Annotated in this window: 20 protein-coding genes; 4 read left to right on the top strand and 16 right to left on the bottom strand. The window is 69.1% G+C overall.

Annotated elements, in window-relative coordinates; translation table 11 throughout:
- Positions 1-8 precede the first annotated feature (8 nt).
- The gene (locus ACIRR9_RS26050; protein ID WP_403756178.1) at positions 9-2,765 is read left to right on the top strand and encodes a fumarate reductase/succinate dehydrogenase flavoprotein subunit; all 2,757 of its coding nucleotides are present in this window, start codon (positions 9-11) and stop codon (positions 2,763-2,765) included.
- A gap of 35 nt (positions 2,766-2,800) precedes the next feature.
- On the opposite strand, the gene recQ is transcribed toward ACIRR9_RS26050, so the two are convergent.
- Entirely contained in the window at positions 2,801-4,816 is a 2,016-nt protein-coding gene (recQ, locus tag ACIRR9_RS26045) for a DNA helicase RecQ (RefSeq protein ID WP_403756365.1), read from the bottom strand.
- 341 nt (positions 4,817-5,157) lie between these two features.
- On the opposite strand from recQ, the gene ACIRR9_RS26040 reads away from it, so the two are divergent.
- Positions 5,158-5,676 (top strand): hypothetical protein, encoded by a 519-nt coding sequence (locus ACIRR9_RS26040; RefSeq protein WP_403756175.1) that lies wholly within the window; start codon positions 5,158-5,160, stop codon positions 5,674-5,676.
- Between the two features lie 143 nt (positions 5,677-5,819).
- Here ACIRR9_RS26040 and nuoN read toward each other — a convergent pair whose 3' ends face one another.
- Genes nuoN through ACIRR9_RS25970 form a run of 14 tightly spaced genes read right to left on the bottom strand, consistent with a single transcriptional unit; the run spans position 5,820 to position 21,644 of the window.
- Positions 5,820-7,469, bottom strand: coding sequence for an NADH-quinone oxidoreductase subunit NuoN (nuoN, locus tag ACIRR9_RS26035; protein WP_403756172.1), 1,650 nt, complete (start codon positions 7,467-7,469; stop codon positions 5,820-5,822).
- Complete coding sequence (locus ACIRR9_RS26030) at positions 7,466-9,037, bottom strand: NADH-quinone oxidoreductase subunit M (RefSeq protein ID WP_403756169.1); 1,572 nt, start codon at positions 9,035-9,037, stop codon at positions 7,466-7,468. Before ACIRR9_RS26030 ends, nuoN begins: the two co-directional genes overlap by 4 nt.
- A gap of 5 nt (positions 9,038-9,042) precedes the next feature.
- Positions 9,043-10,938: an NADH-quinone oxidoreductase subunit L gene (nuoL, locus tag ACIRR9_RS26025; RefSeq protein ID WP_403756166.1), complete on the bottom strand. Its 1,896-nt coding sequence runs from the start codon at positions 10,936-10,938 to the stop codon at positions 9,043-9,045.
- Between the two features lie 14 nt (positions 10,939-10,952).
- Positions 10,953-11,252: an NADH-quinone oxidoreductase subunit NuoK gene (nuoK, locus tag ACIRR9_RS26020; RefSeq protein ID WP_046726439.1), complete on the bottom strand. Its 300-nt coding sequence runs from the start codon at positions 11,250-11,252 to the stop codon at positions 10,953-10,955.
- On the bottom strand, positions 11,249-12,091 hold the full coding sequence (locus ACIRR9_RS26015) for an NADH-quinone oxidoreductase subunit J (protein ID WP_403756163.1): 843 nt from the start codon (positions 12,089-12,091) through the stop codon (positions 11,249-11,251). Before ACIRR9_RS26015 ends, nuoK begins: the two co-directional genes overlap by 4 nt.
- Entirely contained in the window at positions 12,088-12,690 is a 603-nt protein-coding gene (nuoI, locus tag ACIRR9_RS26010) for an NADH-quinone oxidoreductase subunit NuoI (RefSeq protein ID WP_365335856.1), read from the bottom strand. Before nuoI ends, ACIRR9_RS26015 begins: the two co-directional genes overlap by 4 nt.
- Positions 12,683-14,047 carry an NADH-quinone oxidoreductase subunit NuoH gene (nuoH, locus tag ACIRR9_RS26005; RefSeq protein ID WP_365335855.1) on the bottom strand — a complete coding sequence of 455 codons (1,365 nt, stop codon included), beginning with the start codon at positions 14,045-14,047 and terminating at the stop codon, positions 12,683-12,685. The genes nuoI and nuoH overlap by 8 nt, the downstream gene beginning before the upstream one ends.
- On the bottom strand, positions 14,044-16,548 hold the full coding sequence (locus ACIRR9_RS26000; protein ID WP_403756158.1) for an NADH-quinone oxidoreductase subunit G: 2,505 nt from the start codon (positions 16,546-16,548) through the stop codon (positions 14,044-14,046). Before ACIRR9_RS26000 ends, nuoH begins: the two co-directional genes overlap by 4 nt.
- Positions 16,545-17,891 (bottom strand): NADH-quinone oxidoreductase subunit NuoF, encoded by a 1,347-nt coding sequence (gene nuoF, locus ACIRR9_RS25995; RefSeq protein ID WP_384558982.1) that lies wholly within the window; start codon positions 17,889-17,891, stop codon positions 16,545-16,547. The genes ACIRR9_RS26000 and nuoF overlap by 4 nt, the downstream gene beginning before the upstream one ends.
- Positions 17,891-18,661, bottom strand: a complete 771-nt coding sequence (nuoE, locus tag ACIRR9_RS25990; protein WP_403756155.1) for an NADH-quinone oxidoreductase subunit NuoE — start codon at positions 18,659-18,661, stop codon at positions 17,891-17,893. Before nuoE ends, nuoF begins: the two co-directional genes overlap by 1 nt.
- The gene (locus ACIRR9_RS25985) at positions 18,658-19,980 is read right to left on the bottom strand and encodes an NADH-quinone oxidoreductase subunit D (protein WP_403756152.1); all 1,323 of its coding nucleotides are present in this window, start codon (positions 19,978-19,980) and stop codon (positions 18,658-18,660) included. The genes nuoE and ACIRR9_RS25985 overlap by 4 nt, the downstream gene beginning before the upstream one ends.
- Entirely contained in the window at positions 19,977-20,720 is a 744-nt protein-coding gene (locus tag ACIRR9_RS25980) for an NADH-quinone oxidoreductase subunit C (protein WP_123974921.1), read from the bottom strand. The genes ACIRR9_RS25985 and ACIRR9_RS25980 overlap by 4 nt, the downstream gene beginning before the upstream one ends.
- Positions 20,717-21,271, bottom strand: coding sequence for an NADH-quinone oxidoreductase subunit B family protein (locus ACIRR9_RS25975; protein WP_007383964.1), 555 nt, complete (start codon positions 21,269-21,271; stop codon positions 20,717-20,719). Before ACIRR9_RS25975 ends, ACIRR9_RS25980 begins: the two co-directional genes overlap by 4 nt.
- A 13-nt stretch (positions 21,272-21,284) precedes the next feature.
- A complete protein-coding gene (locus tag ACIRR9_RS25970) occupies positions 21,285-21,644 on the bottom strand; it encodes an NADH-quinone oxidoreductase subunit A (protein WP_007383963.1) in 360 nt (119 codons plus the stop codon).
- 765 nt (positions 21,645-22,409) lie between these two features.
- Here ACIRR9_RS25970 and ACIRR9_RS25965 point away from each other — a divergent pair.
- Together ACIRR9_RS25965 and def are read left to right on the top strand one after the other, a co-directional pair.
- Positions 22,410-23,216: a C40 family peptidase gene (locus ACIRR9_RS25965; protein WP_123974923.1), complete on the top strand. Its 807-nt coding sequence runs from the start codon at positions 22,410-22,412 to the stop codon at positions 23,214-23,216.
- Positions 23,217-23,503: 287 nt separating this feature from the next.
- On the top strand, positions 23,504-24,148 hold the full coding sequence (gene def, locus ACIRR9_RS25960; protein WP_403756148.1) for a peptide deformylase: 645 nt from the start codon (positions 23,504-23,506) through the stop codon (positions 24,146-24,148).
- 6 nt (positions 24,149-24,154) lie between these two features.
- Here the strand turns inward: def and ACIRR9_RS25955 are convergent, their stop codons facing one another.
- A complete protein-coding gene (locus ACIRR9_RS25955) occupies positions 24,155-25,489 on the bottom strand; it encodes a geranylgeranyl reductase family protein (RefSeq protein WP_403756145.1) in 1,335 nt (444 codons plus the stop codon).
- Positions 25,490-25,531 lie beyond the last annotated feature (42 nt).

Below are 25,531 nucleotides of genomic sequence, written 5' to 3'. Positions count from 1 at the left end.
GCATCCCGGTGACCGCCCCCGCGCCCACTCCCCTGGAGATTCCCGCCCTCGCCGACGCCGAGGAGCTGACCTGCGACGTGCTTGTCGTCGGTGGCGGTACCGCCGGCACCATGGCGGCTCTGACGGCCGCCGAGCGCGGTGCGAACGTGCTGCTTCTGGAGAAGGCCCACGTCCGTCACTCCGGCGCGCTCGCCATGGGTATGGACGGTGTCAACAACGCCGTCGTCCCGGGCCGGGCCGAGCCCGACGACTACGTCGCCGAGATCACCCGTGCCAACGACGGGATCGTCGACCAGTCCACGGTCCGGCAGACGGCAACGCGTGGCTTTGCCATGGTCCAGCGCTTGGAGTCGTACGGGGTCAAGTTCGAGAAGGACGAGCATGGCGCGTACGCGGTCCGCCAGGTGCATCGCTCCGGTTCGTACGTACTGCCGATGCCGGAAGGCAAGGATGTCAAGAAGGTCCTGTACCGGCAGTTGCGGCGTCGTGAGATGCGGGAGCGGATCCGTATCGAGAACCGGGTGATGCCGGTTCGGGTGCTGACGGCGGACGGGCGTGCGATGGGGGCGGCGGGTTTCAACACCCGTACGGGGGCCTTTGTCGTCGTCCGCGCGGGCGCGGTGGTTCTTGCGACCGGTGCGGCCGGGCGGCTGGGGCTGCCCGCCTCCGGGTACCTGTACGGGACGTACGAGAACCCGACCAACGCCGGTGACGGTTACGCCATGGCCTACCACGCGGGTGCGGAGCTGACCGGGATCGAGTGCTTCCAGATCAATCCCCTGATCAAGGACTACAACGGGCCCGCCTGCGCGTACGTCGCCAACCCTTTCGGCGGTTACCAGGTCAACCGGCACGGTGAGCGGTTCGTCGACTCCGACTACTGGTCCGGGCAGATGATGGCCGAGTTCGCCGCCGAGGTCGCCTCCGACCGGGGCCCGGTCTACCTGAAGCTGAGCCATCTGCCCGAGGAGTCGGTCTCCGCCCTGGAGTCGATCCTGCATTCCACCGAGCGGCCCACCCGGGGCACGTTCCACTCCGGGCGGGGGCACGACTACCGGACTCACGACGTCGAGATGCACATCTCCGAGATCGGTCTGTGCGGTGGCCACTCCGCCTCCGGGGTCCGGGTCGACGACCATGCCCGGACGACCGTCCCCCGCCTGTACGCCGCCGGTGATCTGGCCTGTGTCCCGCACAACTACATGATCGGCGCGTTCGTGTTCGGTGACCTGGCGGGTGCGGACGCCGCGCAGTACACGGCGTACGAAGGGGAGTTGCCGGTCGGCCAGGTGCGTGAGGCGCACGAGTTGATCTACCGTCCGCTGCGCAACCCGGACGGCCCGCCGCAGCCCCAGGTGGAGTACAAGCTGCGCCGCTTCGTGAACGACTACGTGGCCCCGCCGAAGTCCGGTGCCCGGCTCTCCCTCGCCCTGGAGTCCTTCGAGCGGATGCGTGACGACATCGCCGCGATGGGTGCCCGGACCCCGCACGAACTGATGCGCTGCGCCGAGGTGAGCTTCATCCGTGACTGTGCGGAGATGGCCGCCCGCGCCTCCCTGGCCCGTACGGAGTCCCGCTGGGGTCTCTATCACGACCGGCTCGATCACCCCGAGCGGGACGACGCCTCCTGGTTCCACCATCTCGATCTGCACAAGTCCCCCTCTGGTGCGATGGAGTTCACGGCTCGTCCCGTGGCTCCTTATCTGGTTCCGGTCGAGGAGTTCACCCCGGTCGGCGGCCCCTCCCGGCATATCGGGGAGGTTCGTCCGCTGGACGTGGCGACGGCGGGTGCTCGTGATGTGCCGCCGGTCGCCGCCGGGCCTGTGACGGCTGTCGTACGGCCCGTCGAGCTCGACCGGACCGAGCCGGCCTCACCCCGTCTGCTGAAGCTCCTCGCCCTCGCCGAGGAGGAGCCCGAACTCTCCGCCCTCGAGCCCTATTTGGCGGACGGAGACCCCGCGGTTCGCCGTACCGCCGTGTCGGTTCTCACGGAGACGGCTCCGGCGGGTACCGGGCAGGCGCTGGCCGGTGCGCTGGCCGACCCCGATGCCGGGGTGCGTTCGGCTGCGGCTGCTTCACTGCGGGAGCTGGTCGAGACGCTTCCGCCCGAACCGGCGCTGCGCGTCGCCCTTGCCGGTGCGCTCGCCGTGGCCGACCCGGTTGTCCGGGCCGCCGCGCTCGACGTGCTGCGGGCGCTGCGTCTGGGCGACGTCGGCCTGTTCGCCGCATCCCTGTCCGATGCCGATCCGGCGGTGCGGATCGAGGCGGTACGGGCGCTGGTCTCGGTGGATGCCGGCGACGCCCTGGCCCGTGCCGTCACCGACCCGTCCCGGGAGGTACGGGTGACGGTGGCGAAGGCCCTGGGGACGGTGGGGACCTCCGGAGCCGCCCTTCAGGAGGACGGCGTCCTGGATGCCCTCGCCGCTCTCACCGCTGACGCCGATGTGCTGGTCCGAGGCGCCGCGTACGAAGCCCTCGCCGGTGTCGGCTGCCCAGCGCCGCTGGCCGGTAGTGCCGTGGCAGCGCTGGCTGACACCGCCTGGCAGGTGCGTGCCGGTGCCGCGAGGGCGCTGGGTGCCGCCGAGGCCGCCGTCGCGGTGCCCGCCCTGGCCATGTCCCTCGCCGACCCGAACGCCGACGTCCGCAAGGCGACCGTCCTCGCCCTGACCCGGCATACCGGCGTCGAGGAGGCCCGCGCGGCCCTGGCCACGGCGACGGCGGACTCGGACGCGGATGTCAGGGCCTATGCGGCGAGGGGGTTGTAGTCGGCTGCCCAGCCGTCCCCCTCATAACCGGTCCTCTATATCCAGTCCTCGGGCTCCGGCTCCGCGTCCATCTCGGGCCAGTGGTCCTCGTCCCCGGACCCTGACGCCGCAGAGGCCGGGGCCGGGGTGTTCAGGGAAGCCAGCACTCCGAGTACGCCTTCCCCGTACGTCATCAGCTTCTTCTCACCGACGCCGCCGACCGTGCCCAGTTCGGCGACCGACTCCGGCCATCGGCTGACGATCTCCCGCAGCGTGGCGTCGTGGAAGATGACGTACGCGGGGACGCCCTGCTCGCGGGCCTGTTCGGCGCGCCAGGCACGGAGTGCCTCGAACGCGGGGAGCAGGTTCTCGGGCAGCTCTGCCACAGCCGCCTTCGTCTTCCCCTTGCCGGAGGACCCTGACGTCCCGGAGGACGCGGACCGCGAGACCGCGGGCTTCTTCGGCTCTTTCCGGAGCGGGACTTCCCGTTCCCTGCGCAGTACCGTCCCGCTGGTCTCGGTGATGACCAGCGTGCCGTACTCGCCCTCGACCGCGAGCAGCCCCTGGGCGAGCAGCTGCCTGACGACGCCTCGCCATTCGCCTTCGTCGAGGTCGGTGCCGATTCCGAAGACGGACAGCTGGTCGTGGTCGAACTGTATGACCTTGCCGGTGCGCTTGCCGAGCAGGATGTCGACGATCTGGACGGCGCCGAACTTCTGGCCGCGCTCGCGCTGCAGGCGCACCACTGTGGAGAGCACCTTCTGGGCGGCGACGGTGCCGTCCCAGGTCTCCGGCGGGGTGAGGCAGGTGTCACAGTTGCCGCAGCCCACCGGGTCGGGGTCCTGGCCGAAGTAGTTCAGCAGCTGTCCGCGCCGGCACTGGGCGGTCTCGCACAGGGCGAGCATGGAGTCGAGGTGGGCCTGGGCACGGCGGCGGAAGGCCTCGTCGCCCTCACCGGTCTGGATGAGTTTGCGCTGTTGTATGACGTCGTTGAGGCCGTAGGCCATCCAGGCGGTGGAGGGCCGGCCGTCGCGGCCGGCGCGGCCGGTCTCCTGGTAGTAGCCCTCGACGGACTTGGGCAGGTCGAGGTGGGCGACGAAGCGGACGTCGGGTTTGTCGATGCCCATGCCGAAGGCGATGGTGGCGACCACGACCAGGCCGTCCTCGCGCAGGAAGCGGGACTGGTGGGCGGCGCGGGTGCCCGCGTCGAGGCCGGCGTGGTAGGGGACGGCCTCGACGCCGTTGCGCGAGAGGAATTCCGCCGTCGACTCGACCGACTTGCGGGACAGGCAGTAGACGATGCCCGCGTCGCCCTCGTGTTCCTGGCGGAGGAAGGTGAGCAGCTGTTTCTTGGGGTCGGCCTTGGGGACGATCCGGTACTGGATGTTGGGCCGGTCGAAGCTGGCCACGAAGTGCCGGGCCGTCGGCATGTGCAGCCGCTGGGTGATCTCCTGGTGGGTGGCGTGGGTGGCGGTGGCCGTGAGCGCGATGCGCGGAACGTCCGGCCAGCGCTCGCCGAGGAGGGAGAGGGCGAGGTAGTCGGGGCGGAAGTCGTGTCCCCACTGGGAGACGCAGTGCGCCTCGTCGATCGCGAAGACGGCGATCTTTCCGCGGGCGAGCAGGTCCAGGGTGGAGTTCAGACGGAGCCGTTCCGGAGCCAGGTAGAGCAGGTCGAGCTCTCCGGCCAGGAACTGGGCTTCGACCACGCGCCGCTCGTCGAAGTCCTGGGTGGAGTTGACGAACCCGGCGTTCACGCCGAGGGCGCGCAGGGCGTCCACCTGGTCCTGCATGAGGGCGATGAGAGGTGAGATCACGACGCCTGTACCGGGTCTGACCAGGGCGGGGATCTGGTAGCACAGCGACTTTCCGCCGCCGGTCGGCATGAGGACGACGGCGTCGCCGCCCGCCACCACATGCTCGATGATCGCTTCCTGCTCGCCCCGGAAGGCGTCGTATCCGAAGACCCGGTGCAGTGTGCCCAGTGCCTCGCTGCCCGCCGGTCCGGGTGGCTGCGGTGCCCCTGGCGTCTCGGTCGTCCCTGCCATCTCGTCGGTCCCGCCCGTCCCGCCCATCGTCGTGTCCCCCGTACGTCGTCCCTCGACCACTGCCTCCACGATAGAGGTCCGGACCGACAGCGCCGGAGTTATCCACAGGCTGCCGTCCGAGCGAGGCGGCTAGGGTGCGGGTCCCCCTCCCGTCCGGCAGGGGGATGCGGGTGCAGCGTCCCCCGTTCGACGGTGTTCACGCGTTCGGCGGTGTCCCCGCGTTCGACGGTGTCCTCAGTCCTTTGGCCGACTCCGCGTGGCGGCCCGGACACGGTGCGGGCCATGCTGCACGGGCGGGACCGGGGAGGCCCGCGTCGTACGGAGGTGCCGCACTCACGGGCCTCTTCCCCCCCCCAAGGAGCACCAGGATGTCTCTCAGGTCCCGCACCGCCGGCGCCGTTCTGGCGCTGGCAGTGCCGTTCGCTCTGGCAGAGGTTCCCGCCGGTGCGGCTCCCGTCCCCGATGTCGACCCTTTCGTGTGGACGGATCTGACCCCGGCGTACACGGCGACGGCGGACTACCGGTACGAGCCGTTCGCGATCACGGACGGGTACACCCGCACCGACGCGTGTGACGCCCAGGCCAGCCAGGGAGGCGCGGGCCATCACTACGTCAGGTCCGCCGATGTCGGCAGCCTCGACCCGGCCGAGCCCGCGGGTCTCCTCTACGAGACGGACACCGGCGGCAACCGCGCCCTGGTCGCGGTGGAGTGGATCGTGCCCGCCGGGACCGGTTCCACCGCGCCGACGTTGTTCGGGCAGACGTTCCAGGGGCCGACGACGGTTCCCGGTGTCATGGGGGCCGTGTACACGCTGCACGCGTGGATCTGGAAGGACAATCCGAGTGGTCTGTTCGCACGGTGGAACCCGACGGTGAAGTGCCCGTAGCCGTGACCGGCACGGTGGCGTGACCGGCACAGTGGCATGTCCGCGGCCCTGAACTGCGCACGTTCATGGCCCTGGGCTGCGGACCCACACGCGTCGGCCCCGGTTCCTCGCGAGGAACCGGGGCCGACGGCGGGACGGACGACTCAGCGCACGAACACGCCCGCCTGGCTCGCCAGGTTCAGGAAGTACTGCGGTGCCACACCGAGCACCAGCGTGACCGCGACGCCCACGCCGATCGCCGCCATGGTCAGCGGTGACGGCACGGCGACCGTGGGGCCCTCGGGCTTCGGCTCGCTGAAGAACATCAGGACGATCACACGGATGTAGAAGAACGCGGCGATCGCCGACGAGATCACACCGATCACGACCAGCGGGGCCGCTCCGCCTTCCGCCGCCGCCTTGAACACGGCGAACTTACCGGCGAAGCCGGAGGTCAGCGGGATGCCGGCGAAGGCCAGCAGGAACACCGCGAAGACGGCCGCGACCAGCGGTGAGCGGCGGCCGAGACCGGCCCACTTGGACAGGTGTGTGGCCTCGCCGCCCGCGTCGCGGACCAGGGTGACCACGGCGAAGGCGCCGATGGTCACGAAGGAGTACGCGGCCAAGTAGAAGAGCACGGACGACACGCCGTCCTTCGAGGTCGCGATGACACCCGCGAGGATGAATCCGGCGTGGGCGATCGACGAGTACGCGAGGAGCCGCTTGATGTCGGTCTGGGTGATCGCGACGATCGCACCGCCGAGCATGGTGATGATCGCGACGCCCCACATGACCGGCCGCCAGTCCCAGCGCATGCCGGGCAGGACGACGTAGAGCAGTCGCAGCAGTGCGCCGAAGGCGGCGACCTTGGTGGCGGCGGCCATGAAGCCGGTCACCGGGGTGGGTGCGCCCTGGTAGACGTCGGGCGTCCACATGTGGAAGGGGACCGCGCCGACCTTGAAGAGCAGGCCCATGACGACCATCGCGGCGCCGATGAGGAGCAGGGCGTCGTTGCCCGTGGTGTTGGCGAGGGCCGGGTCGATGTTGGCGACCCTGCCGTCGACGACCTGGGCGATCGTGGCGTACGACACCGAGCCGGCGTAGCCGTAGAGCAGGGCGATGCCGAACAGGGTGAACGCGGAGGCGAAGGCGCCGAGCAGGAAGTACTTGACGGCGGCTTCCTGCGACATGAGGCGCTTGCGGCGGGCCAGGGCGCACATCAGGTAGAGCGGGAGGGAGAAGACCTCCAGGGCCACGAAGAGCGTCAGCAGGTCGTTGGCCGAGGGGAACACCAGCATGCCCGCGACCGCGAAGAGCAGGAGCGGGAAGACCTCGGTGGTGGTGAAGCCGGCCTTGACGGCGGCCTTCTCGGTGTCGCTGCCGGGGACCGCCGCGGCCTGGGCGGCGAAGGAGTCGACGCGGTTGCCGTGGGCCTCCGGGTCGAGGCGGCGTTCGGCGAAGGTGAACAGGGCGAGGAGGCCGGCCAGCAGGATCGTGCCCTGCAGGAACAGGGACGGTCCGTCGACGGCGATGGCGCCCATGGCGGCGATGTGCGCCTTCGTCGTGCCGTAGCCGTCCGCGGCCAGCGCGACGACCGCCGCGAAGGCCGCGCACAGCGCCACGGCGGAGACGAACACCTGTGCGTAGTAGCGGGATTTGCGGGGGACGAACGCCTCGACCAGGATCCCGACGAGCGCCGCGCCGACGACGATCAGGGTGGGTGACAGCTGTCCGTATTCGATCTTCGGCGTCGGGATCTTCGAGATCGGCTCGGCCGCGGTTGTCCACAGGCTGTGGACGGCTGTTGCGCTCACTTGGCCGCCTCCACCTCGGGCTTGGGGTCGGTCTTGTGTACGTCAGACATGGTCTGTTTGACCGCCGGGTTGACGATGTCCGTGACGGGCTTCGGGTAGACGCCCAGGAAGATCAGCAGAACGATCAGCGGGGCGACCACGACCAGTTCGCGCGCCTTCAGGTCGGGCATCGCGGAGACCTCCGGCTTCACCGGGCCGGTCATCGTCCGCTGGTAGAGGACGAGGGTGTACAGCGCGGCGAGGACGATGCCGAAGGTGGCGACGATCCCGACGGCCGGGTAGCGCGTGAACGTGCCGACCAGGACGAGGAACTCGCTCACGAAGGGTGCGAGACCCGGCAGGGACAGCGTGGCCAGGCCACCGATCAGGAAGGTGCCGGCGAGCACCGGGGCGACCTTCTGCACACCGCCGTAGTCGGCGATGAGCCGGGAGCCGCGCCGGGAGATCAGGAAGCCGGCGACCAGCATCAGCGCGGCCGTGGAGATGCCGTGGTTGACCATGTAGAGGGTGGCGCCGGACTGGCCCTGGCTGGTCATCGCGAAGATGCCCAGGATGATGAAGCCGAAGTGCGAGATCGACGCGTAGGCGACCAGGCGCTTGATGTCGCGCTGGCCCACGGCGAGCAGTGCGCCGTAGATGATGCTGATCAGGGCGAGGACGAGGATGACGGGCGTTGCCCACTTCGACGCCTCCGGGAAGAGCTGGAGGCAGAAGCGGAGCATCGCGAACGTGCCGACCTTGTCGACGACCGCGGTGATGAGGACGGCGACGGGGGCGGTGGACTCCTGCATGGCGTTGGGCAGCCAGGTGTGCAGCGGCCACAGCGGCGCCTTCACCGCGAAGGCGAAGAAGAAGCCGAGGAACAGCCAGCGTTCGGTGCTGGTCGCCATGTGCAGTGAGCCGTTCGCGCGGGCCTGTCCGATCTCCTGGAGGGAGAAGTTCCCGGCGACCACGTAGAGGCCGATCACGGCGGCCAGCATGATGAGGCCGCCGACCAGGTTGTAGAGGAGGAACTTCACCGCGGCGTACGACCGTTGCGTCGACGCCGCTTCCTCGCCCTGCGCGTGGGCGCGGTCGCCGAAGCCGCCGATGAGGAAGTACATCGGGATCAGCATGGCTTCGAAGAAGATGTAGAAGAGGAAGACGTCGGTGGCTTCGAAGGAGATGATCACCATCGCCTCGACAGCCAGGATCAGGGCGAAGAAACCCTGGGTCGGCCGCCACCGCCTGCTGCCGGTCTCCAGGGGGTCGGCGTCGTGCCAGCCCGCCAGGATGATGAACGGGATCAGCAGGGCGGTCAGCGCGAGCAGGGCGACCGCGATGCCGTCGACGCCCAGCTCGTACCTGACCCCGAAGTCCGCGATCCAGGGATGCGATTCGGTGAGCTGGTAGCGGGCGCCGCCCGGGTCGAAGCGGACCAGGACGACGATCGCCAGCACCAGGGTGGCGAGCGAGACCAGCAGCGCGAGCCATTTGGCGGCGGTGCGCCGGGCGGCCGGTACGGCGGCCGTGGCGACCGCCCCGACGGCAGGGAGTGCCGCCGTCGCTGTCAGCAGAGGAAAGGACATCGGTATCAGACCGCCCTCATCAGCAGGGTCGCGGCGACCAGGAGGGCCGCGCCGCCGAACATCGAGACCGCGTACGAGCGTGCGTAGCCGTTCTGGAGCTTGCGCAGCCGGCCGGACAGTCCGCCGAAGCCCGCCGCCGTGCCGTTGACGACGCCGTCGACCAGGGTGTGGTCGACGTACACCAGGGAGCGTGTGAGGTGTTCGCCGCCGCGGACCAGGACGACGTGGTTGAAGTCGTCCTGGAGGAGGTCACGGCGGGCCGCGCGGGTGAGCAGCGAGCCGCGCGGGGCGACGGCCGGGACGGGTCGGCGGCCGTACTGGAGGTAGGCGATGCCGACGCCGATGATCAGGCAGACCATCGTGGCGCCGGTGACGACGCCCGCGCTGATCGGGGAATTGCCCTCGCTGTGGCCGGTGATCGGCTCCAGCCAGTGCAGGAAGCGGTCGCCGATGCTGAAGAAGCCACCGGCGAAGACCGAGCCGACCGCCAGGACGATCATCGGGATGGTCATGACCTTCGGGGACTCGTGCGGGTGCGGCTCATGACCGTGCTCGTCGGGCTGCCAGCGCTTCTCGCCGAAGAACGTCATCAGCATCACGCGCGTCATGTAGAAGGCGGTGATGGCCGCACCGACCAGGGCGCAGGTGCCGAGGATCCAGCCCTCGGTGCCGCCCTTGGCGAACGCCGCCTCGATGATCTTGTCCTTGGAGAAGAAGCCGGACAGACCGGGGAAGCCGATGATGGCGAGGTAGCCGAGGCCGAAGGTGATGAAGGTGACCGGCATGTACGTGCGCAGGCCGCCGTACTTGCGCATGTCGACCTCGTCGTTCATGCCGTGCATGACGGAACCGGCACCGAGGAACAGGCCGGCCTTGAAGAAGCCGTGCGTCACCAGGTGCATGATCGCGAAGACGTAGCCGATCGGGCCGAGGCCGGCCGCGAGGACCATGTAGCCGATCTGCGACATGGTCGAGCCGGCGAGGGCCTTCTTGATGTCGTCCTTCGCGCAACCGACGATCGCACCGAAGAGGAGGGTGACGGCGCCGACCACGGTGACGACGAGTTGTGCGTCCGGGGCGGCGTTGAAGATGGCTCCGGAGCGGACGATGAGGTACACGCCCGCGGTCACCATGGTCGCCGCGTGGATGAGGGCCGAGACCGGGGTCGGGCCCTCCATGGCGTCCCCGAGCCAGGACTGCAGCGGGACCTGGGCGGACTTGCCGCAGGCGGCGAGCAGCAGCATCAGGCCGATCGCGGTGAGCTTGCCCTCGGAGGCGCCGGTCGCGTGAGCGAACACCGGGCCGAAGGCGAACGTCCCGAACGTCGCGAACATCAGCATGATCGCGATCGACAGGCCCATGTCGCCGACACGGTTGACGATGAAGGCCTTCTTCGCCGCCGTCGCCGCGCTGGGCTTGTGCTGCCAGAAGCCGATCAGCAGGTACGAGGCGAGGCCGACGCCCTCCCAGCCGACGTACAGCAGCAGGTAGTTGTCGGCGAGGACGAGCAGCAGCATCGCCGCGAGGAAGAGGTTGAGGTAGCCGAAGAAGCGGCGGCGGCGCTCGTCGTGCTCCATGTACCCGATCGAGTACAGGTGGATGAGCGAGCCGACGCCGGTGATCAGCAGGACGAACGTCATCGACAGCTGGTCGAGGCGGAAGGTGACGTCCGCCTGGAAGCCGCCCACCGGCACCCAGGTGTACAGGTGCTGCATCAGGGTGCGGTGTTCGGGGTTCTTGCCCAGCAGGTCGGCGAAGAGGATCACGCCGAACACGAACGAGGTCGTCGACAGGAGCGTGCCGATCCAGTGGCCCACGCCGTCCAGCCGGCGGCCGCCGACCAGGAGAACGGCCGCTCCGAGCAGGGGCGCCGCGATCAGCAGCGCAATCAAATTCTCCACGATTCAGCGACCCCTTACAGCTTCATCAGGCTGGCGTCGTCGACCGAGGCCGAGTGGCGGGTACGGAACAGCGACACGATGATCGCGAGCCCGACCACGACCTCCGCGGCGGCGACGACCATCGTGAAGAAGGCGATGATCTGGCCGTCGAGATTGCCGTGCATGCGGGAGAAGACGACGAACGCGAGGTTGCAGGCGTTGAGCATGAGCTCGATGCACATGAAGACGACGATCGCGTTCCGTCTGATCAGCACACCGGTGGCGCCGATCGTGAACAACAGGGCGGCGAGATAGAGGTAGTAGACGGGGTTCACTTCGACGCCTCCTCGGACCGCTTGAAGTCCACCGGCTCGATCGGGGTCCGCTCCAGGCGTTCCTCGGCCCGCTGTTCCAGGGCCCGCAGGTCGCTCAGCGCCTCCGCGGACACGTCACGGAGCTGACCGCGGTCGCGGAGCGTCTTGCTGACCGTGAGCTCGGACGGGGTGCCGTCGGGCAGCAGGCCGGCGATGTCCACGGCGTTGTGCCGGGCGTAGACGCCGGGAGCGGGCAGCGGCGGTACGTGCTTGCCCTCGCGGACGCGCTGTTCGGACTGTTCGCGCTGGGTCTTGGGGCGCTCGGTGCGCTCGCGGTGGGTGAGCACCATGGCGCCGACGGCGGCGGTGATGAGCAGGGCGCCGGTGATTTCGAAGGCGAAGACGTACTTGGTGAAGATGAGGGCGGCGAGGCCCTGCACATTGCCGTTGGCGTTGGCCTGGCCGGTGCCGTCGAAGTCCTTGAGGGAGGCGTTGGCGATGCCCGCGAGGAGCAGGACGCCGAAGCCGGCCCCGCAGAGAAGGGCCAGCCAGCGCTGGCCCTTGATGGTTTCCTTCAGGGAGTCGGCGGCGGTCACGCCGACCAGCATCACCACGAAGAGGAACAGCATCATGATCGCGCCGGTGTAGACGACGATCTGCACGATCCCGAGGAAGTAGGCACCGTTGGCGAGGTAGAACACCGCCAGGACGATCATGGTTCCGGCGAGGGAGAGGGCGCTGTGCACGGCCTTCTTCATGAAGACGGTGCTCAGGGCGCCGAGCACGGCGACGGTGCCGAGGACCCAGAACTGGAAGGCCTCACCGGTGGAGGTGGCGTAGGCGGCGAGTTGCGGGCTCATGCCTCCACCTCCTCTTCCTCCGGCGTCTCGCCCTTGGAGACGGCGACCTGGCGTACGGTCCCGGGCGCGGCCTCGGTGACCAGGCCCCGGTAGTAGTCCTGTTCGTCGGTCCCCGGGAAGATCGAGTGGGGCGTGTCGACCATGCCCTCTTCGAGGCCGGCGAGCAGTTGTTCCTTGGTGTAGATGAGGTTGGCGCGGCTGCTGTCGGCCAGTTCGAACTCGTTGGTCATCGTGAGCGCGCGCGTGGGGCACGCCTCGATGCACAGGCCGCACAGGATGCAGCGGGCGTAGTTGATCTGGTAGACGCGGCCGTAGCGCTCGCCCGGCGAGTAACGCTCCTCGTCGGTGTTGTCGGCGCCCTCCACGTAGATGGCGTCCGCGGGGCAGGCCCAGGCGCACAGTTCGCAGCCGACGCACTTCTCCAGGCCGTCCGGATGGCGGTTGAGCTGGTGCCGTCCGTGGAACCGCGGAGCCGTGGTCTTCTTCTGCTCCGGGTACTGCTCGGTCAGCCGCTTCTTGAACATGGCCTTGAAGGTCACGCCGAAGCCGGCCACCGGGTTCTGGAAACCGGGTTTGGTCTCCTTGGGCTCCTCAGCCATCGGACGCCTCCTTTCCATCCGTAGATCCGTCACTGACAGTGTCCGGTCCGCCACTGACAATCAGCTCCCGTTCCCGGCGCGAGCTGCGTCGGGGCACCGGTGGCAGTTCCTGTCCGGGCAGCGGCGGTACGGGGAATCCGCCCGCCATCGGGTCGAATCCGGCCGGCTCCGCGGCGGGCTGCGCGGCCTCCTTGCCCTTGTCGCGGAAGATGTCGGCGACGAAGGACAGGAGCAGCAGGGCGAGGACTCCGCCGCCGACGTAGAGGGCGATGTCGGCGAAGTCGTAGTTCTGGTTGCGCAGGGTCCGTACGGTCGCGACGAGCATCAGCCAGACGACGGAGACCGGGATGAGGACCTTCCAGCCGAGCTTCATCAGCTGGTCGTAGCGCACGCGCGGGAGCGTGCCGCGCAGCCAGATGAAGAAGAACAGGAGCAGCTGGACCTTGATGACGAACCAGAGCAGCGGCCACCAGCCGTGGTTGGCGCCCTCCCAGAAGGCGCTGATCGGCCAGGGGGCGCGCCAGCCGCCGAGGAAGAGGGTGGTCGACACGGCGGAGACGGTGACCATGTTGACGTACTCGGCGAGCATGAACATCGCGAACTTGATCGACGAGTACTCGGTGTTGAAGCCGCCGACGAGGTCGCCCTCGGACTCGGGCATGTCGAAGGGGGCGCGGTTGGTCTCGCCGACCATGGTGACGACGTAGATGATGAAGGAGACCGGCAGCAGCAGGATGTACCAGCGGCCCTGCTGCTGTTCGACGATCGTCGATGTCGACATGGACCCCGAGTAGAGGAACACGGAGGCGAACGCGGCGCCCATGGCGATCTCGTAGGAGATCATCTGTGCGCAGGAGCGGAGGCCGCCGAGGAGCGGGTACGTCGATCCGGAGCTCCAGCCGGCCAGCACGATGCCGTAGATGCCGACGGAGGCGACCGCGAGGATGTAGAGCATCGCGATCGGCAGGTCGGTGAGCTGCATCGTGGTGCGGGTGCCGAAGATGGAGATCTCGTTGTCGGCCGGGCCGAAGGGGATCACCGCGATCGCCATGAAGGCCGGGATGGCCGCGACGATCGGTGCGAGGACGTAGACGACCTTGTCCGCGCGTTTGACGATGACGTCTTCCTTGAGCATCAGTTTGATGCCGTCGGCGAGCGACTGGAGCATGCCCCAGGGGCCGTGCCGGTTGGGGCCGATGCGCAGCTGCATCCAGGCGACGACCTTGCGCTCCCAGACGATGGAGAACAGGACCGTCACCATCAGGAAGGCGAAGCAGAACACCGCCTTGACGACGACCAGCCACCAGGGGTCGCGGCCGAACATCGAGAGGTCTTCTGCGGCAAGGTACGGGCTCATGCCTCCACCTCCTTGGGGGCCTCACCGGCGGTGGCCGCCGGGCCGATGCGGACGAGGGAGCCGGGCAGGGTTCTGGTGTCGGAGGCGACGCCGCCGCCCACGGAGTTCAGCGGGAGCCAGACCACACGGTCGGGCATCTCGGTGATCCGGAGCGGGATTTCGACCGTGCCGGAGCCTGCGGTGACGGCGATGAGGTCGCCGTCGGCGACGCCGGCCTCGGCGGCCGTCGCGGCGGACACGCGCGCGTGGGCCGCGTGCCGGGTGCCGGCCAGGGCCTCGTCGCCCTCCTGGAGGACGCCCTGGTCGAGGAGGAGCCGGTGCCCCGCCAGTACTGCCTCGCCGGCCGCGGGCCTGGGCAGCGACACCGCCGTCTCCGTCGGTTCGGAGGCCTTCGGCCCGTCCCAGGCGCCGAGCCGGTCCAGCTCCGCGCGCGCGGTGCGCAGATCGGGCAGGCCCAGATGGATGTCCATGGCGTCGGCGAGCATCTGCAGCACGCGCGCGTCGGTGGGTGCGAGCCGCCTGGTCATCTGGTCGGGCTTGAGCGCGGCCTCGAACATGCGCGCCCGGCCTTCCCAGTTGAGGAACGTGCCGGCCTTCTCGGCGACGGCGGCGACCGGGAGGACGACGTCGGCGTGCTCGGTGACCTCGCTGGGCCGCAGCTCCAGGGAGACCAGGAAGCCGACGGCTTCGAGTGCCGCACGCGCGCGTGCCGGGTCGGGCAGGTCGGCGACCTCGACGCCGGCGACCACCAGGGCGGACAGTTCGCCCCGGACGGCGGCCTCGACGATCTGGCCGGTGTCGCGGCCGTAGCGGAGCGGGAGTTCGGCCACGCCCCAGACGGCGGCGACCTCTTCACGCGCGCGTGGATCGGTGGCCGGGCGGCCGCCGGGCAGCAGCGACGGCAGCGCGCCCGCCTCGATCGCGCCGCGCTCCCCGGCCCGGCGCGGGATCCACACCAGCCGGGCTCCGGTGGCGGTGGCGGCCCGTACGGCGGCGGTGAGGCCGCCGGCGACCGACGCCAGCCTCTCCCCTACGACGATGACGGCACCGTCGGCGCGCAGTGCCTCGGCGGCCAGGGTGCCGGGCTCCTCCAGGCCGACGCCGCTCGCGAGGGCGTCCAGCCACTCGGTCTCGGTGCCGGGTGCGGCCGGCAGCAGGGTGCCGCCGGTCTTCTCCAGACCGCGCGTGGCGTACGTGGCGAGCGAGAACACCTTCTGCTTGCGTTTGCGCCAGGCCCTGCGCAGCCGCAGGAAGACGCCGGGGGCCTCCTCCTCCGACTCGAACCCGACCAGGAGGACGGCGGGCGCCTTCTCCAGGGAGGTGTAGGTGACGCCCGTACCGTCGAGGTCGCGGCCGCGGCCGGCGATCCGGGCGGCCAGGAAGTCGGCCTCCTCGCTGCTGTGCACGCGCGCGCGGAAGTCGATGTCGTTGGTGTCGAGGGCCACGCGCGCGAACTTGCTGTACGCGTAGGCGTCCTCGACGGTGAGCCGGCCGCCGGTGAGGACGCCCGCCCGGGAGCGGGCGGCGGCCAGGCCCCGCGCGGCGGCGTCGAGGGCCTCCGGCCAGGAGGCGGGTTCGAGGACGCCCTGTGCGCCTCGGACCAGCGGTGTCTCCAGGCGGTCCTTCTGCTGCGCGTACCGGAACGCGAAGCGTCCCTTGTCGCAGATCCACTCCTCGTTGACCTCGGGGTCGTTGGCGGCGAGCCGCCGCATGACCTTGCCGCGCCGGTGGTCGGTGCGGGTGGCGCAGCCGCCCGAGCAGTGCTCGCACACGGACGGCGAGGAGATCAGGTCGAAGGGGCGGGAGCGGAAGCGGTACGCCGCCGAGGTCAGCGCGCCGACCGGGCAGATCTGGATGGTGTTCCCGGAGAAGTACGACTCGAACGGGTCGCCCTCGCCGGTGCCGACCTGCTGGAGCGCGCCGCGTTCCAGGAGTTCGATCATCGGGTCGCCGGCGACCTGGTTGGAGAACCGGGTGCAGCGGGCGCAGAGCACGCACCGTTCGCGGTCGAGGAGCACCTGGGTGGAGATCGGGAGGGGCTTCTCGTAGGTGCGCTTCCTGCCGTCGAAGCGGGACTCGGCGTTGCCGTGCGACATCGCCTGGTTCTGCAGCGGGCACTCGCCGCCCTTGTCGCAGACCGGGCAGTCCAGGGGGTGGTTGATGAGCAGCAGCTCCATCACACCGTGCTGGGCCTTCTCGGCGACGGGCGAGGTGAGGTGAGTCTTCACCACCATTCCGTCCGTACACGTGATCGTGCAGGACGCCATGGGCTTGCGCTGGCCCTCGACCTCGACGATGCACTGGCGGCAGGCGCCGACCGGGTCGAGCAGGGGGTGGTCGCAGAAGCGCGGGATCTCGATGCCGAGTTGTTCGGCGGCGCGGATGACCAGGGTGCCCTTGGGCACGCTGATCTCGGCGCCGTCGATCGTCAGCGTGACGAGGTCCTCCGGCGGGACCGCCGCCGTTCCCCCCGAGGAGGGGGAACTCGTGGTCACGGTCATGCGTTCACCTCCGGGCGGTCCGCCCAGGCCGTCGACTTTGCCGGGTCGAAGGGGCAGCCCCGGCCCGTGATGTGCTGCTCGTACTCCTCGCGGAAGTACTTCAGCGAGGAGAAGATCGGGGACGCTGCGCCGTCACCGAGGGCGCAGAAGGACTTGCCGTTGATGTTGTCGGCGATGTCGTTGAGCTTGTCGAGGTCGGACATGACGCCCTTGCCGGCCTCGATGTCGCGGAGCAACTGCACCAGCCAGTAGGTGCCTTCGCGGCAGGGGGTGCACTTGCCGCAGGACTCGTGGGCGTAGAACTCGGTCCAGCGGGTGACCGCGCGGACGACACAGGTGGTCTCGTCGAAGCACTGCAGGGCCTTGGTGCCCAGCATGGAACCGGCGGCGCCCACCCCTTCGTAGTCGAGGGGGACGTCGAGGTGCTCGTCGGTGAACATGGGCGTCGAGGAGCCGCCGGGCGTCCAGAACTTGAGGCGGTGGCCGGTGCGCATTCCGCCGCTCATGTCGAGGAGCTGGCGCAGGGTGATGCCGAGCGGTGCCTCGTACTGGCCGGGGCTGGCGACATGGCCGCTGAGGGAGTAGAGCGTGAAGCCGGGTGACTTCTCGCTCCCCATCGCCCTGAACCATTCCTTGCCCTTTTGCAGGATGGCGGGAACCGAGGCGATGGACTCGACGTTGTTCACAACAGTCGGGCAGGCATAGAGCCCTTCGACAGCCGGGAAGGGGGGACGGAGCCGCGGTTGACCGCGGCGGCCTTCGAGCGAGTCGAGCAGTGCGGTCTCCTCACCGCAGATGTACGCGCCGGCGCCGGCGTGCACGGTGAGGGTGAGGTCCAGTCCGCTGCCGAGGATGTTCTCGCCGAGGTAGCCGGCCGCGTAGGCCTCGCGCACGGCCTCGTGCAACCGCCGCAGGACGGGGACGACTTCACCCCGCAGATAGATGAAGGCATGCGACGACCGGATGGCGTAGCACGCGATCACGATGCCCTCGATGAGGCTGTGCGGGTTCGCGAAGAGGAGCGGGATGTCCTTGCAGGTCCCGGGCTCCGATTCGTCGGCGTTGACAACCAGATAGTGCGGTTTGCCGTCTCCCTGCGGGATGAACTGCCACTTCATCCCGGTCGGGAACCCTGCGCCGCCGCGGCCGCGCAGCCCGGACTCCTTCACATAGGCGATCAGATCGTCCGGTGACATCGCGAGCGCCTTGCGGAGCCCCTCGTACCCTTCGTGCCTTCGGTAGACGTCCAGCGTCCAGGACCGGTCCTCGTCCCAGAAGGCGGACAGCACGGGTGCGAGCAGCTTCTCGGGGCTGGTGTCCTTGAGGTCGGGTACCACCGTCATCACTCCCCCTCCTCTGCGGACGGCGCGTCCTGGGATCCCTGGGCGCGCGGATGGACCACGCGCGCGGGTGCGGTCTCTCCCTTGGCCAGGCGGAGGCCCACCAGCGATGCCGGTCCCGCGCTGCCGCTCTCCTCGACGGCTCCTGGCCGTTCGTCGGGGAAGCCGGCGAGGATCCGCGCGGTCTCCTTGAAGGTGCACAGTCGCGCCCCGCGGGTGGGCTCGACGTCCCGGCCCGCGCGCAGGTCGTCGACCAGTCGTGTGGCGCTCGCCGGGGTCTGGTTGTCGAAGAACTCCCAGTTGACCATCACGACCGGGGCGAAGTCGCAGGCCGCGTTGCACTCGATGTGCTCCAGGGTGACCTTGCCGTCGTCGGTGGTCCCGCCGTTGCCGACGCCCAGGTGCTCCTGGAGGGTCTCGAAGATCGCGTCACCGCCCATGACCGCGCAGAGGGTGTTGGTGCAGACACCCACCTGGTAGTCGCCGGAGGGCCTGCGGCGGTACATGGTGTAGAAGGTGGCGACGGCGGTGACCTCGGCCGTGGTCAGCTCCAGGATGTCCGCGCAGAACTGCATTCCGGTGCGCGTGACGTGCCCCTCCTCCGACTGCACGAGATGCAGCAGCGGCAGCAGGGCGGACCGGGAGTCGGGGTAGCGCGCGATGACGTCGCGCGCGTCCGCTTCCAGACGGGCCCGGACGTCGTCCGGGTACGCGGGTGCGGGCAGCTCGGGCATGCCCAGGCTGATACCGCGCTCCGAAGAAGAGGTGGTCACCGGTCGACGCCTCCCATCACGGGGTCGATGGACGCGACGGCGACGATGACGTCGGCGACCTGGCCGCCCTCGCACATCGCCGCCATGGCCTGCAGGTTGGTGAAGGACGGGTCGCGGAAGTGGACCCGGTAGGGGCGGGTGCCGCCGTCGGAGACGGCGTGCACACCGAGCTCGCCCTTGGGTGACTCGACGGCCGCGTAGACCTGGCCGGGCGGGACCCGGAAGCCTTCGGTGACGAGTTTGAAGTGGTGGATCAGGGCCTCCATGGAGGTGCCCATGATCTTCTTGATGTGGTCGAGGGAGTTGCCGAGCCCGTCGGGGCCCAGGGCGAGCTGGGCGGGCCAGGCGATCTTCTTGTCGGCGACCATGACCGGGCCGGGCTGCAGCCGGTCCAGGCACTGCTCGACGATCCTGAGCGACTGGCGCATCTCCTCCAGGCGGATCAGGAAACGGCCGTAGGAGTCGCAGGTGTCGGCCGTCGGGACGTCGAAGTCGTACGTCTCGTAGTCGCAGTACGGCTGGGCCTTGCGCAGGTCGTGCGGGAGGCCGGTGGAGCGCAGGATCGGCCCGGTGGCGCCGAGGGCCATGCAGCCGGCCAGGTCGAGGTAGCCGATGTCCTGCATACGGGCCTTGAAGATGGGGTTCCCGGTGGCGAGCTTGTCGTACTCCGGGAGGTTCTTCTTCATCTTCTTCACGAACTCGCGGATCTGGTCGACCGCGCCGGGCGGCAGGTCCTGGGCGAGTCCGCCGGGGCGGATGTACGCGTGGTTCATGCGCAGGCCGGTGATGAGCTCGTAGAGGTCGAGGATCATCTCGCGGTCGCGGAAGCCGTAGATCATGATCGTGGTGGCACCGAGCTCCATGCCGCCGGTGGCGATGCACACCAGGTGGGAGGACATACGGTTCAGCTCCATCAGGAGCACCCGGATGATCTTGGCTCGTTCGGTGATCTGGTCCTCGATGCCGAGGAGTTTCTCGACGGCGAGACAGTAGGCGGTCTCGTTGAAGAACGACGTCAGGTAATCCATGCGGGTCACGAACGTGGTGCCCTGTGTCCACGTGCGGAACTCGATGTTCTTCTCGATGCCGGTGTGGAGGTAGCCGATGCCGCAGCGGGCCTCGGTGACCGTCTCGCCGTCGATCTCCAGGATGAGCCGGAGCACTCCATGGGTGGAGGGGTGCTGAGGCCCCATGTTGACGACGATGCGTTCGTCGTCCGCGCGGGCCGCGGACTGGACGACCTCGTCCCAGTCGCCACCGGTGACCGTGTATACGGTGCCCTCGGTGGTTTCGCGGGCGGCTGCTGACTGCGTGCTCACGAGTACGACCTCCGCTGGTCCGGAGCCGGGATCTGGGCGCCCTTGTACTCGACGGCGATGCCGCCGAGCGGGTAGTCCTTGCGCTGCGGATGGCCCTGCCAGTCGTCCGGCATCATGATCCGCGTCAGGGCCGGGTGACCGTCGAAGACGATCCCGAAGAAGTCGTAGGTCTCGCGCTCGTGCCAGTCGTTGGTCGGATAGACGGAGACCAGGGACGGGATGTGCGGGTCGGCGTCCGGGGCGCTGACCTCCAGGCGGATCAGCCGGTTGTGGGTGATCGAGCGCAGGTGGTAGACGGCGTGCAGCTCGCGGCCCTTGTCGTGGAGGTAGTGGACGCCGCTGACACCGGTGCACAGTTCGAAGCGCAGGGCGGGGTCGTCGCGCAGGGTGCGGGCGACGCGCGGCAGGTGCTCACGCTCGATGTGGAAGGTGATCTCGCCGCGGTCGACGACCGTCTTCTCGATCGCGTTGTCCGGGAGGAGTCCTTGTTCCTCCAGGGCGCCCTCCAGCTCGTCGGCGACCTCGTCGAACCAGCCGCCGTAGGGGCGGGTCGCCGGTCCCGGGAGTCGGACCGAGCGGACGAGGCCGCCGTAGCCGGAGGTGTCGCCGCCGTTGTCGGCGCCGAACATGCCGCGCTGGACGCGGATCTCCTCACCGCCCTGGCCGCGCTGGCCGGGGAGGTTGTCGGCGGCGAGGTCCTTCTCGGGGTTGACCCCGTTGTGGCCGTTCGCGTCGCTCACCGCAGCAGCCCCTTCATCTCGATCGTGGGCAGGGCCTTGAGCGCTGCCTCCTCCGCCTCGCGGGCCGCTTCCTCGGCGTTGACGCCGAGCTTGGAGGACTGGATCTTCTGGTGGAGCTTGAGGATCGCGTCCATCAGCATCTCGGGGCGGGGCGGGCAGCCGGGGAGATAGATGTCCACGGGGACGATGTGGTCGACGCCCTGGACGATCGCGTAGTTGTTGAACATGCCGCCCGAGGACGCGCAGACACCCATGGAGATCACCCACTTGGGATTGGGCATCTGGTCGTAGACCTGCCTGAGCACCGGTGCCATCTTCTGGCTGACCCGGCCGGCGACGATCATGAGGTCGGCCTGGCGGGGTGAGCCGCGGAAGACCTCCATGCCGAAGCGGGCCAGGTCGTAGCGGCCGGCGCCGGTGGTCATCATCTCGATGGCGCAGCAGGCGAGGCCGAAGGTGGCGGGGAAGACGGACGCCTTGCGCACCCAGCCCGCGGCCTGCTCGACGGTGGTCAGCAGGAATCCGCTCGGCAGCTTTTCTTCGAGTCCCATGTCAAAAAGCCCCTCAGTCCCATTCCAGGCCGCCGCGCCGCCATACGTACGCGTAGGCGACGAAGACGGTGAGCACGAAGAGCAACATCTCCACGAGCCCGAAAACACCCAGGGCGTCGAAGGTGACGGCCCAGGGGTAGAGGAAGACGATCTCGATGTCGAAGACGATGAAGAGCATCGCCGTCAGGTAGTACTTGATCGGGAAACGCCCGCCGCCGGCCGGCGTGGGGGTCGGCTCGATTCCGCACTCGTAGGCTTCGAGTTTGGCGCGGTTGTACCGCTTCGGACCGATCAGCGTGGCCATGACCACGGAGAAGATCGCAAAGCCTGCCCCGAGGGCTCCCAGTACGAGGATGGGCGCATACGCGTTCACCGCTCCTCGCTCCTCTCAGTCGGCACTGACTGGTGGCGGTTCGGCTGGACTCACCCGCCTCGTCCGTCGCACGAACCCCGCGCGTCCCGGGCGAAGATCGCGAACATGTGAAGCAGGTCACAAGCCCAACTGCCTCGCATCTTATGCCCGCCGCTCTGTGATCTGCGACACGGGGTATTACACAAGCTTTGTGATCTCCACCACCTGACGATCGATCATGAAGTCGGATGAGTGGTGATCTTCACACGCGAAGCGTTCAGCTGATCACCAGAAGTGACATTTTCGACCGTAGGCGCAGGCCGGAGGGGGTTCGGAGCGGGCATCTCAATATCAAGAGAGTTCCCCTGCATGCAAATTGGCGATGGACGGGGCGCCCTGATAGAGGACCGCATTCACACATCAGAGGGAGGCGTGGGAGGTGGTGTGGACGCGTGCACGCGTTCACGAACTCGGAGGGCTCCGCTTCTGCCCCGATCTCCGCGCGAGACGCACCCCTCCCCGCGACCGTTCCGTGACCTCCGCCACATCGATGAGAGGCGCCTAAGAACGGGGCTTGGCCAACGACCGCAAGCGATGGTAGGTGGCGGGCAATTCGGGCGTAATAGCGAAAGAACGTGATCACAGGCGTGATCACGGACGTCCGCAATGTCCGTTACGGCGTCAATAAGGAACGACACGCGCAGGATTTACGGTCTCGATTGAGCAACTGTGGCGGAGCACACGTTTCTTGTAGATATGAAGGAGCCCCTGATACCGGTTGTTCCCATGTCCCACACCGCTCACATACGCAGCCACCGGAAGCCCCGCCGCAGCGCGACGACAAACATCGCCGTGCGCGCCGGAGTTGCCAGCGGCGTCCTCGGCATGGCAGCGGCGGGCGCGGCCTCGGCGAGTGCCGCCGAACCCGTGACGCAGACGCTCGAACTGCCCATCCTGACGGCCGATGTGGCCACCCAGGTGGCTCAGTCCGCCGACGCCACGCAGCAGGTCGCCGCGAACTACTCGCTCCAGGCCGAGCGCGACGCGGCAGCCGCCACGGCCGCGAAGCAGGCCAAGGCGGACCTCGCCGACGCGCAGAAGAAGGCCGAGGCCAAGAAGAAGGCCGAGGCGGCCCGCAAGGCCGCCGCGGAGCAGGCCACCTCGCGCAGCGCCGAGCGCACCGCTCTCAGCGCCACCTCGGCCGGCTCCAGCACCTCCACGAGCTCGTCCACGGCGACGGGTTCGGCCGCCGCGGTGGTGGCCTTCGTGAAGGCGCAGATCGGCGACGCCTACGTCTCCGGCGGCACGGGCCCCAACTCGTGGGACTGCTCGGGTCTCGTGCAGGCCGCCTTCAAGTCGGTCGGCGTCAGCCTGCCGCGCGTCTCCCAGGACCAGTCGACGCAGGGCACCCAGGTCTCGCTGAGCAACCTGCAGCCCGGCGACATCCTCTACTGGGGCAGCGCCGGCAGCGCGTACCACGTGGCGGTGTACGTGGGCGACGGCATGTTCGTCGGCGCGCAGAACCCCTCCAGCGGCGTCGGGGAGCACCCGCTGTCGTACGACCCGCCGACCGGCGCGGTGCGGGTGCTCTGACCGACCCGATCAATCCCGATCAAACCGGTCAACCCGGATAACTCGGGCACCATGCAAGCACGGTAGGGCCGCAGCCGCTCGGGGGCAGCGGCCCTTCCGGCGTTCCACGGGCCCTCCGGCGCTCCTCGGGGCCCGCCGTGGACTTTTCCGCAGGCCCGCCATGGATGTTTTCCACAGGCCCGCCCGGCACGTTTTCCACAGGCTTCCCACGAAGCCGGTGACTCCTGGGATCCTCGACGCAGGCCGCTCGCACGGAGCGGTCCGAGACCCACGAAGGAGACACCGCGATGCCACGCGTCTTCGTCCAGGGAAACCCCATGGACCACTACCCCCGGCACGCCCCCGAGGCCGGGCGCGGTTCGGTGCGCCGGATCACCGAGACCGGTGAGGACGTCCTGCACAAGCCCTGCCGGGACGTCACCGAGTTCGGACCCGACCTCGCCGCGCTCGTCGACGACATGTTCCTCACCATGTACATCGCCGAGGGAGCCGGCCTCGCGGCCAACCAGGTCGGAGTCGATCTGCGGCTGTTCGTGTACGACTGCCCCGACGACCAGGGTGTCCGTCATGTCGGACACATTGTCAATCCCGTGCTGGAGTCGCAGGATCCGGCCGAGCGCCGGCTGCTCGACGACAGCGAGGGCTGCCTGTCGGTACCGGGTGCCGTCATGGACGTACCGCGACCGGACCGGGCGGTCGTGCACGGACAGGACAAGGAGGGCAATTCGCTCACCATCGAGGGAACGGGGTATTTCGCCCGCTGCCTGGCGCACGAGACCGACCATGTGAACGGACGCGTGTATCTCGACCGGCTCTCCAAGCGGGAGCGGAAGGAAGCTCTGCGGCAGGTGGCGGACCGGCGGGAGGACGTCCACACCCGCCGGGCCGCCAACATCGAGGCGATCGCCGGCATCGAGGCGATCGGCTCCTAGGGGCGGTCAGGCCTTCGGGGTCATCTTGCTGAGCCCGTTGATGATGCGGTCCATCGCGTCGCCGCCGGTCGGGTCGGTGAGGTTCGCCAGGAGCTTCAGGGTGAACTTCATCAGCAGCGGGTGGGTCAGGCCGCGCTGGGCCGCGATCTGCATGACCTTCGGGTTGCCGATGAGCTTCACGAAGCCGCGGCCCAGCGTGTAGTAGCCGCCGTAGGTGTCCTTGAGGACGCGCGGGTAGCGCTGCAGGGCCAGTTCGCGCCCGCTGGGCGTGGCCCGCGCGTGCGCCTGGACGATGACGTCGGCGGCGATCTGGCCGGACTCCATGGCGTAGGCGATGCCCTCGCCGTTGAAGGGGTTCACCAGGCCGCCGGCGTCGCCGACGAGCAGCAGGCCGCGCGTGTAGTGGGGCTGGCGGTTGAAGGCCATGGGGAGGGCGGCACCGCGGATGGGGCCGGTCATGTTCTCGGGGGTGTAGCCCCAGTCCTCGGGCATGGAGGCGCACCAGGCCTTGAGGACCTCGCGCCAGTCCAGTTCCTTGAAGGAGTCGGAGGTGTTCAGGACGCCGAGGCCCACGTTGGAGGTGCCGTCGCCCATGCCGAAGATCCAGCCGTAGCCGGGAAGGAGGCGGTCCTGGGGGCCGCGGCGGTCCCAGAGTTCCAGCCAGGACTCCAGGTAGTCGTCCTCGTGGCGGGGGGAGGTGAAGTAGGTCCGGACGGCCACGCCCATCGGGCGGTCCTCGCGGCGGTGCAGGCCCATCGCGAGGGAGAGCCGGGTGGAGTTGCCGTCGGCGGCCACGACGAGCGGCGCGTGGAAGGTGACCTCTCGCTTCTCCTCGCCGAGCTTGGCGTGCACGCCGGTGATCCGGCCGGTGCGGTCGTCGATGATCGGGGCGCCGACGTTGCAGCGCTCGAACAGGCGGGCGCCGGCCTTCTGCGCCTGGCGGGCGAGCTGTTCGTCGAAGTCGTCGCGCTTGCGGACCAGGCCGTAGTCGGGGAAGGAGGCGAGATCCGGCCAGTCCAGTTGGAGGCGGGTGCCGCCGCCGATGATGCGCAGGCCCTTGTTGCGCAGCCAGCCGGCCTCCTCGGAGATGTCGATGCCCATGGCGACCAGCTGCTTCACCGCGCGCGGGGTGAGTCCGTCGCCGCACACCTTCTCGCGGGGGAACTCCGTCTTCTCCAGCAGCAGTACGTCTAGTCCGGACTTGGCGAGGTGGTACGCCGTCGTGGAGCCGGCTGGCCCCGCGCCGACGACGATGACATCGGCGGTGTTTTCGGAGAGGGGCTCGGTCACGACGGGGGCTCCCCAAGGCTCGAAATCTGCGTGCCGACCGGCACTGGACATGGGCAGTCTATTCAGCGGTACTGATCACCCGGCTGAAGGGCT

Origin of the sequence: Streptomyces sp. NPDC101234 (assembly GCF_044767525.1) — a bacterium.
In the GTDB taxonomy this organism is placed as follows: domain Bacteria; phylum Actinomycetota; class Actinomycetes; order Streptomycetales; family Streptomycetaceae; genus Streptomyces; species Streptomyces sasae.
This window is presented reverse-complemented; position numbering and strand designations above follow the sequence as displayed.

Bases quoted from the DNA above. Each gene is read 5' to 3' on its own strand.
- recQ (WP_403756365.1), bottom strand. From the start codon at position 4,816: ATGGGCGGGACGGGCGGGACCGACGAGATGGCAGGGACGACCGAGACG.
- def (WP_403756148.1), top strand. From the start codon at position 23,504: ATGCCACGCGTCTTCGTCCAGGGAAACCCCATGGACCACTACCCCCGG.
- ACIRR9_RS25955 (WP_403756145.1), bottom strand. From the start codon at position 25,489: ATGTCCAGTGCCGGTCGGCACGCAGATTTCGAGCCTTGGGGAGCCCCC.
- ACIRR9_RS26030 (WP_403756169.1), bottom strand. From the start codon at position 9,037: ATGTCCTTTCCTCTGCTGACAGCGACGGCGGCACTCCCTGCCGTCGGG.
- nuoI (WP_365335856.1), bottom strand. From the start codon at position 12,690: ATGGCTGAGGAGCCCAAGGAGACCAAACCCGGTTTCCAGAACCCGGTG.
- ACIRR9_RS26000 (WP_403756158.1), bottom strand. From the start codon at position 16,548: ATGACCGTGACCACGAGTTCCCCCTCCTCGGGGGGAACGGCGGCGGTC.
- ACIRR9_RS25965 (WP_123974923.1), top strand. From the start codon at position 22,410: ATGTCCCACACCGCTCACATACGCAGCCACCGGAAGCCCCGCCGCAGC.
- ACIRR9_RS26040 (WP_403756175.1), top strand. From the start codon at position 5,158: ATGTCTCTCAGGTCCCGCACCGCCGGCGCCGTTCTGGCGCTGGCAGTG.
- nuoF (WP_384558982.1), bottom strand. From the start codon at position 17,891: ATGACGGTGGTACCCGACCTCAAGGACACCAGCCCCGAGAAGCTGCTC.
- ACIRR9_RS25975 (WP_007383964.1), bottom strand. From the start codon at position 21,271: ATGGGACTCGAAGAAAAGCTGCCGAGCGGATTCCTGCTGACCACCGTC.
- ACIRR9_RS26015 (WP_403756163.1), bottom strand. From the start codon at position 12,091: ATGAGCCCGCAACTCGCCGCCTACGCCACCTCCACCGGTGAGGCCTTC.
- nuoH (WP_365335855.1), bottom strand. From the start codon at position 14,047: ATGAGCCCGTACCTTGCCGCAGAAGACCTCTCGATGTTCGGCCGCGAC.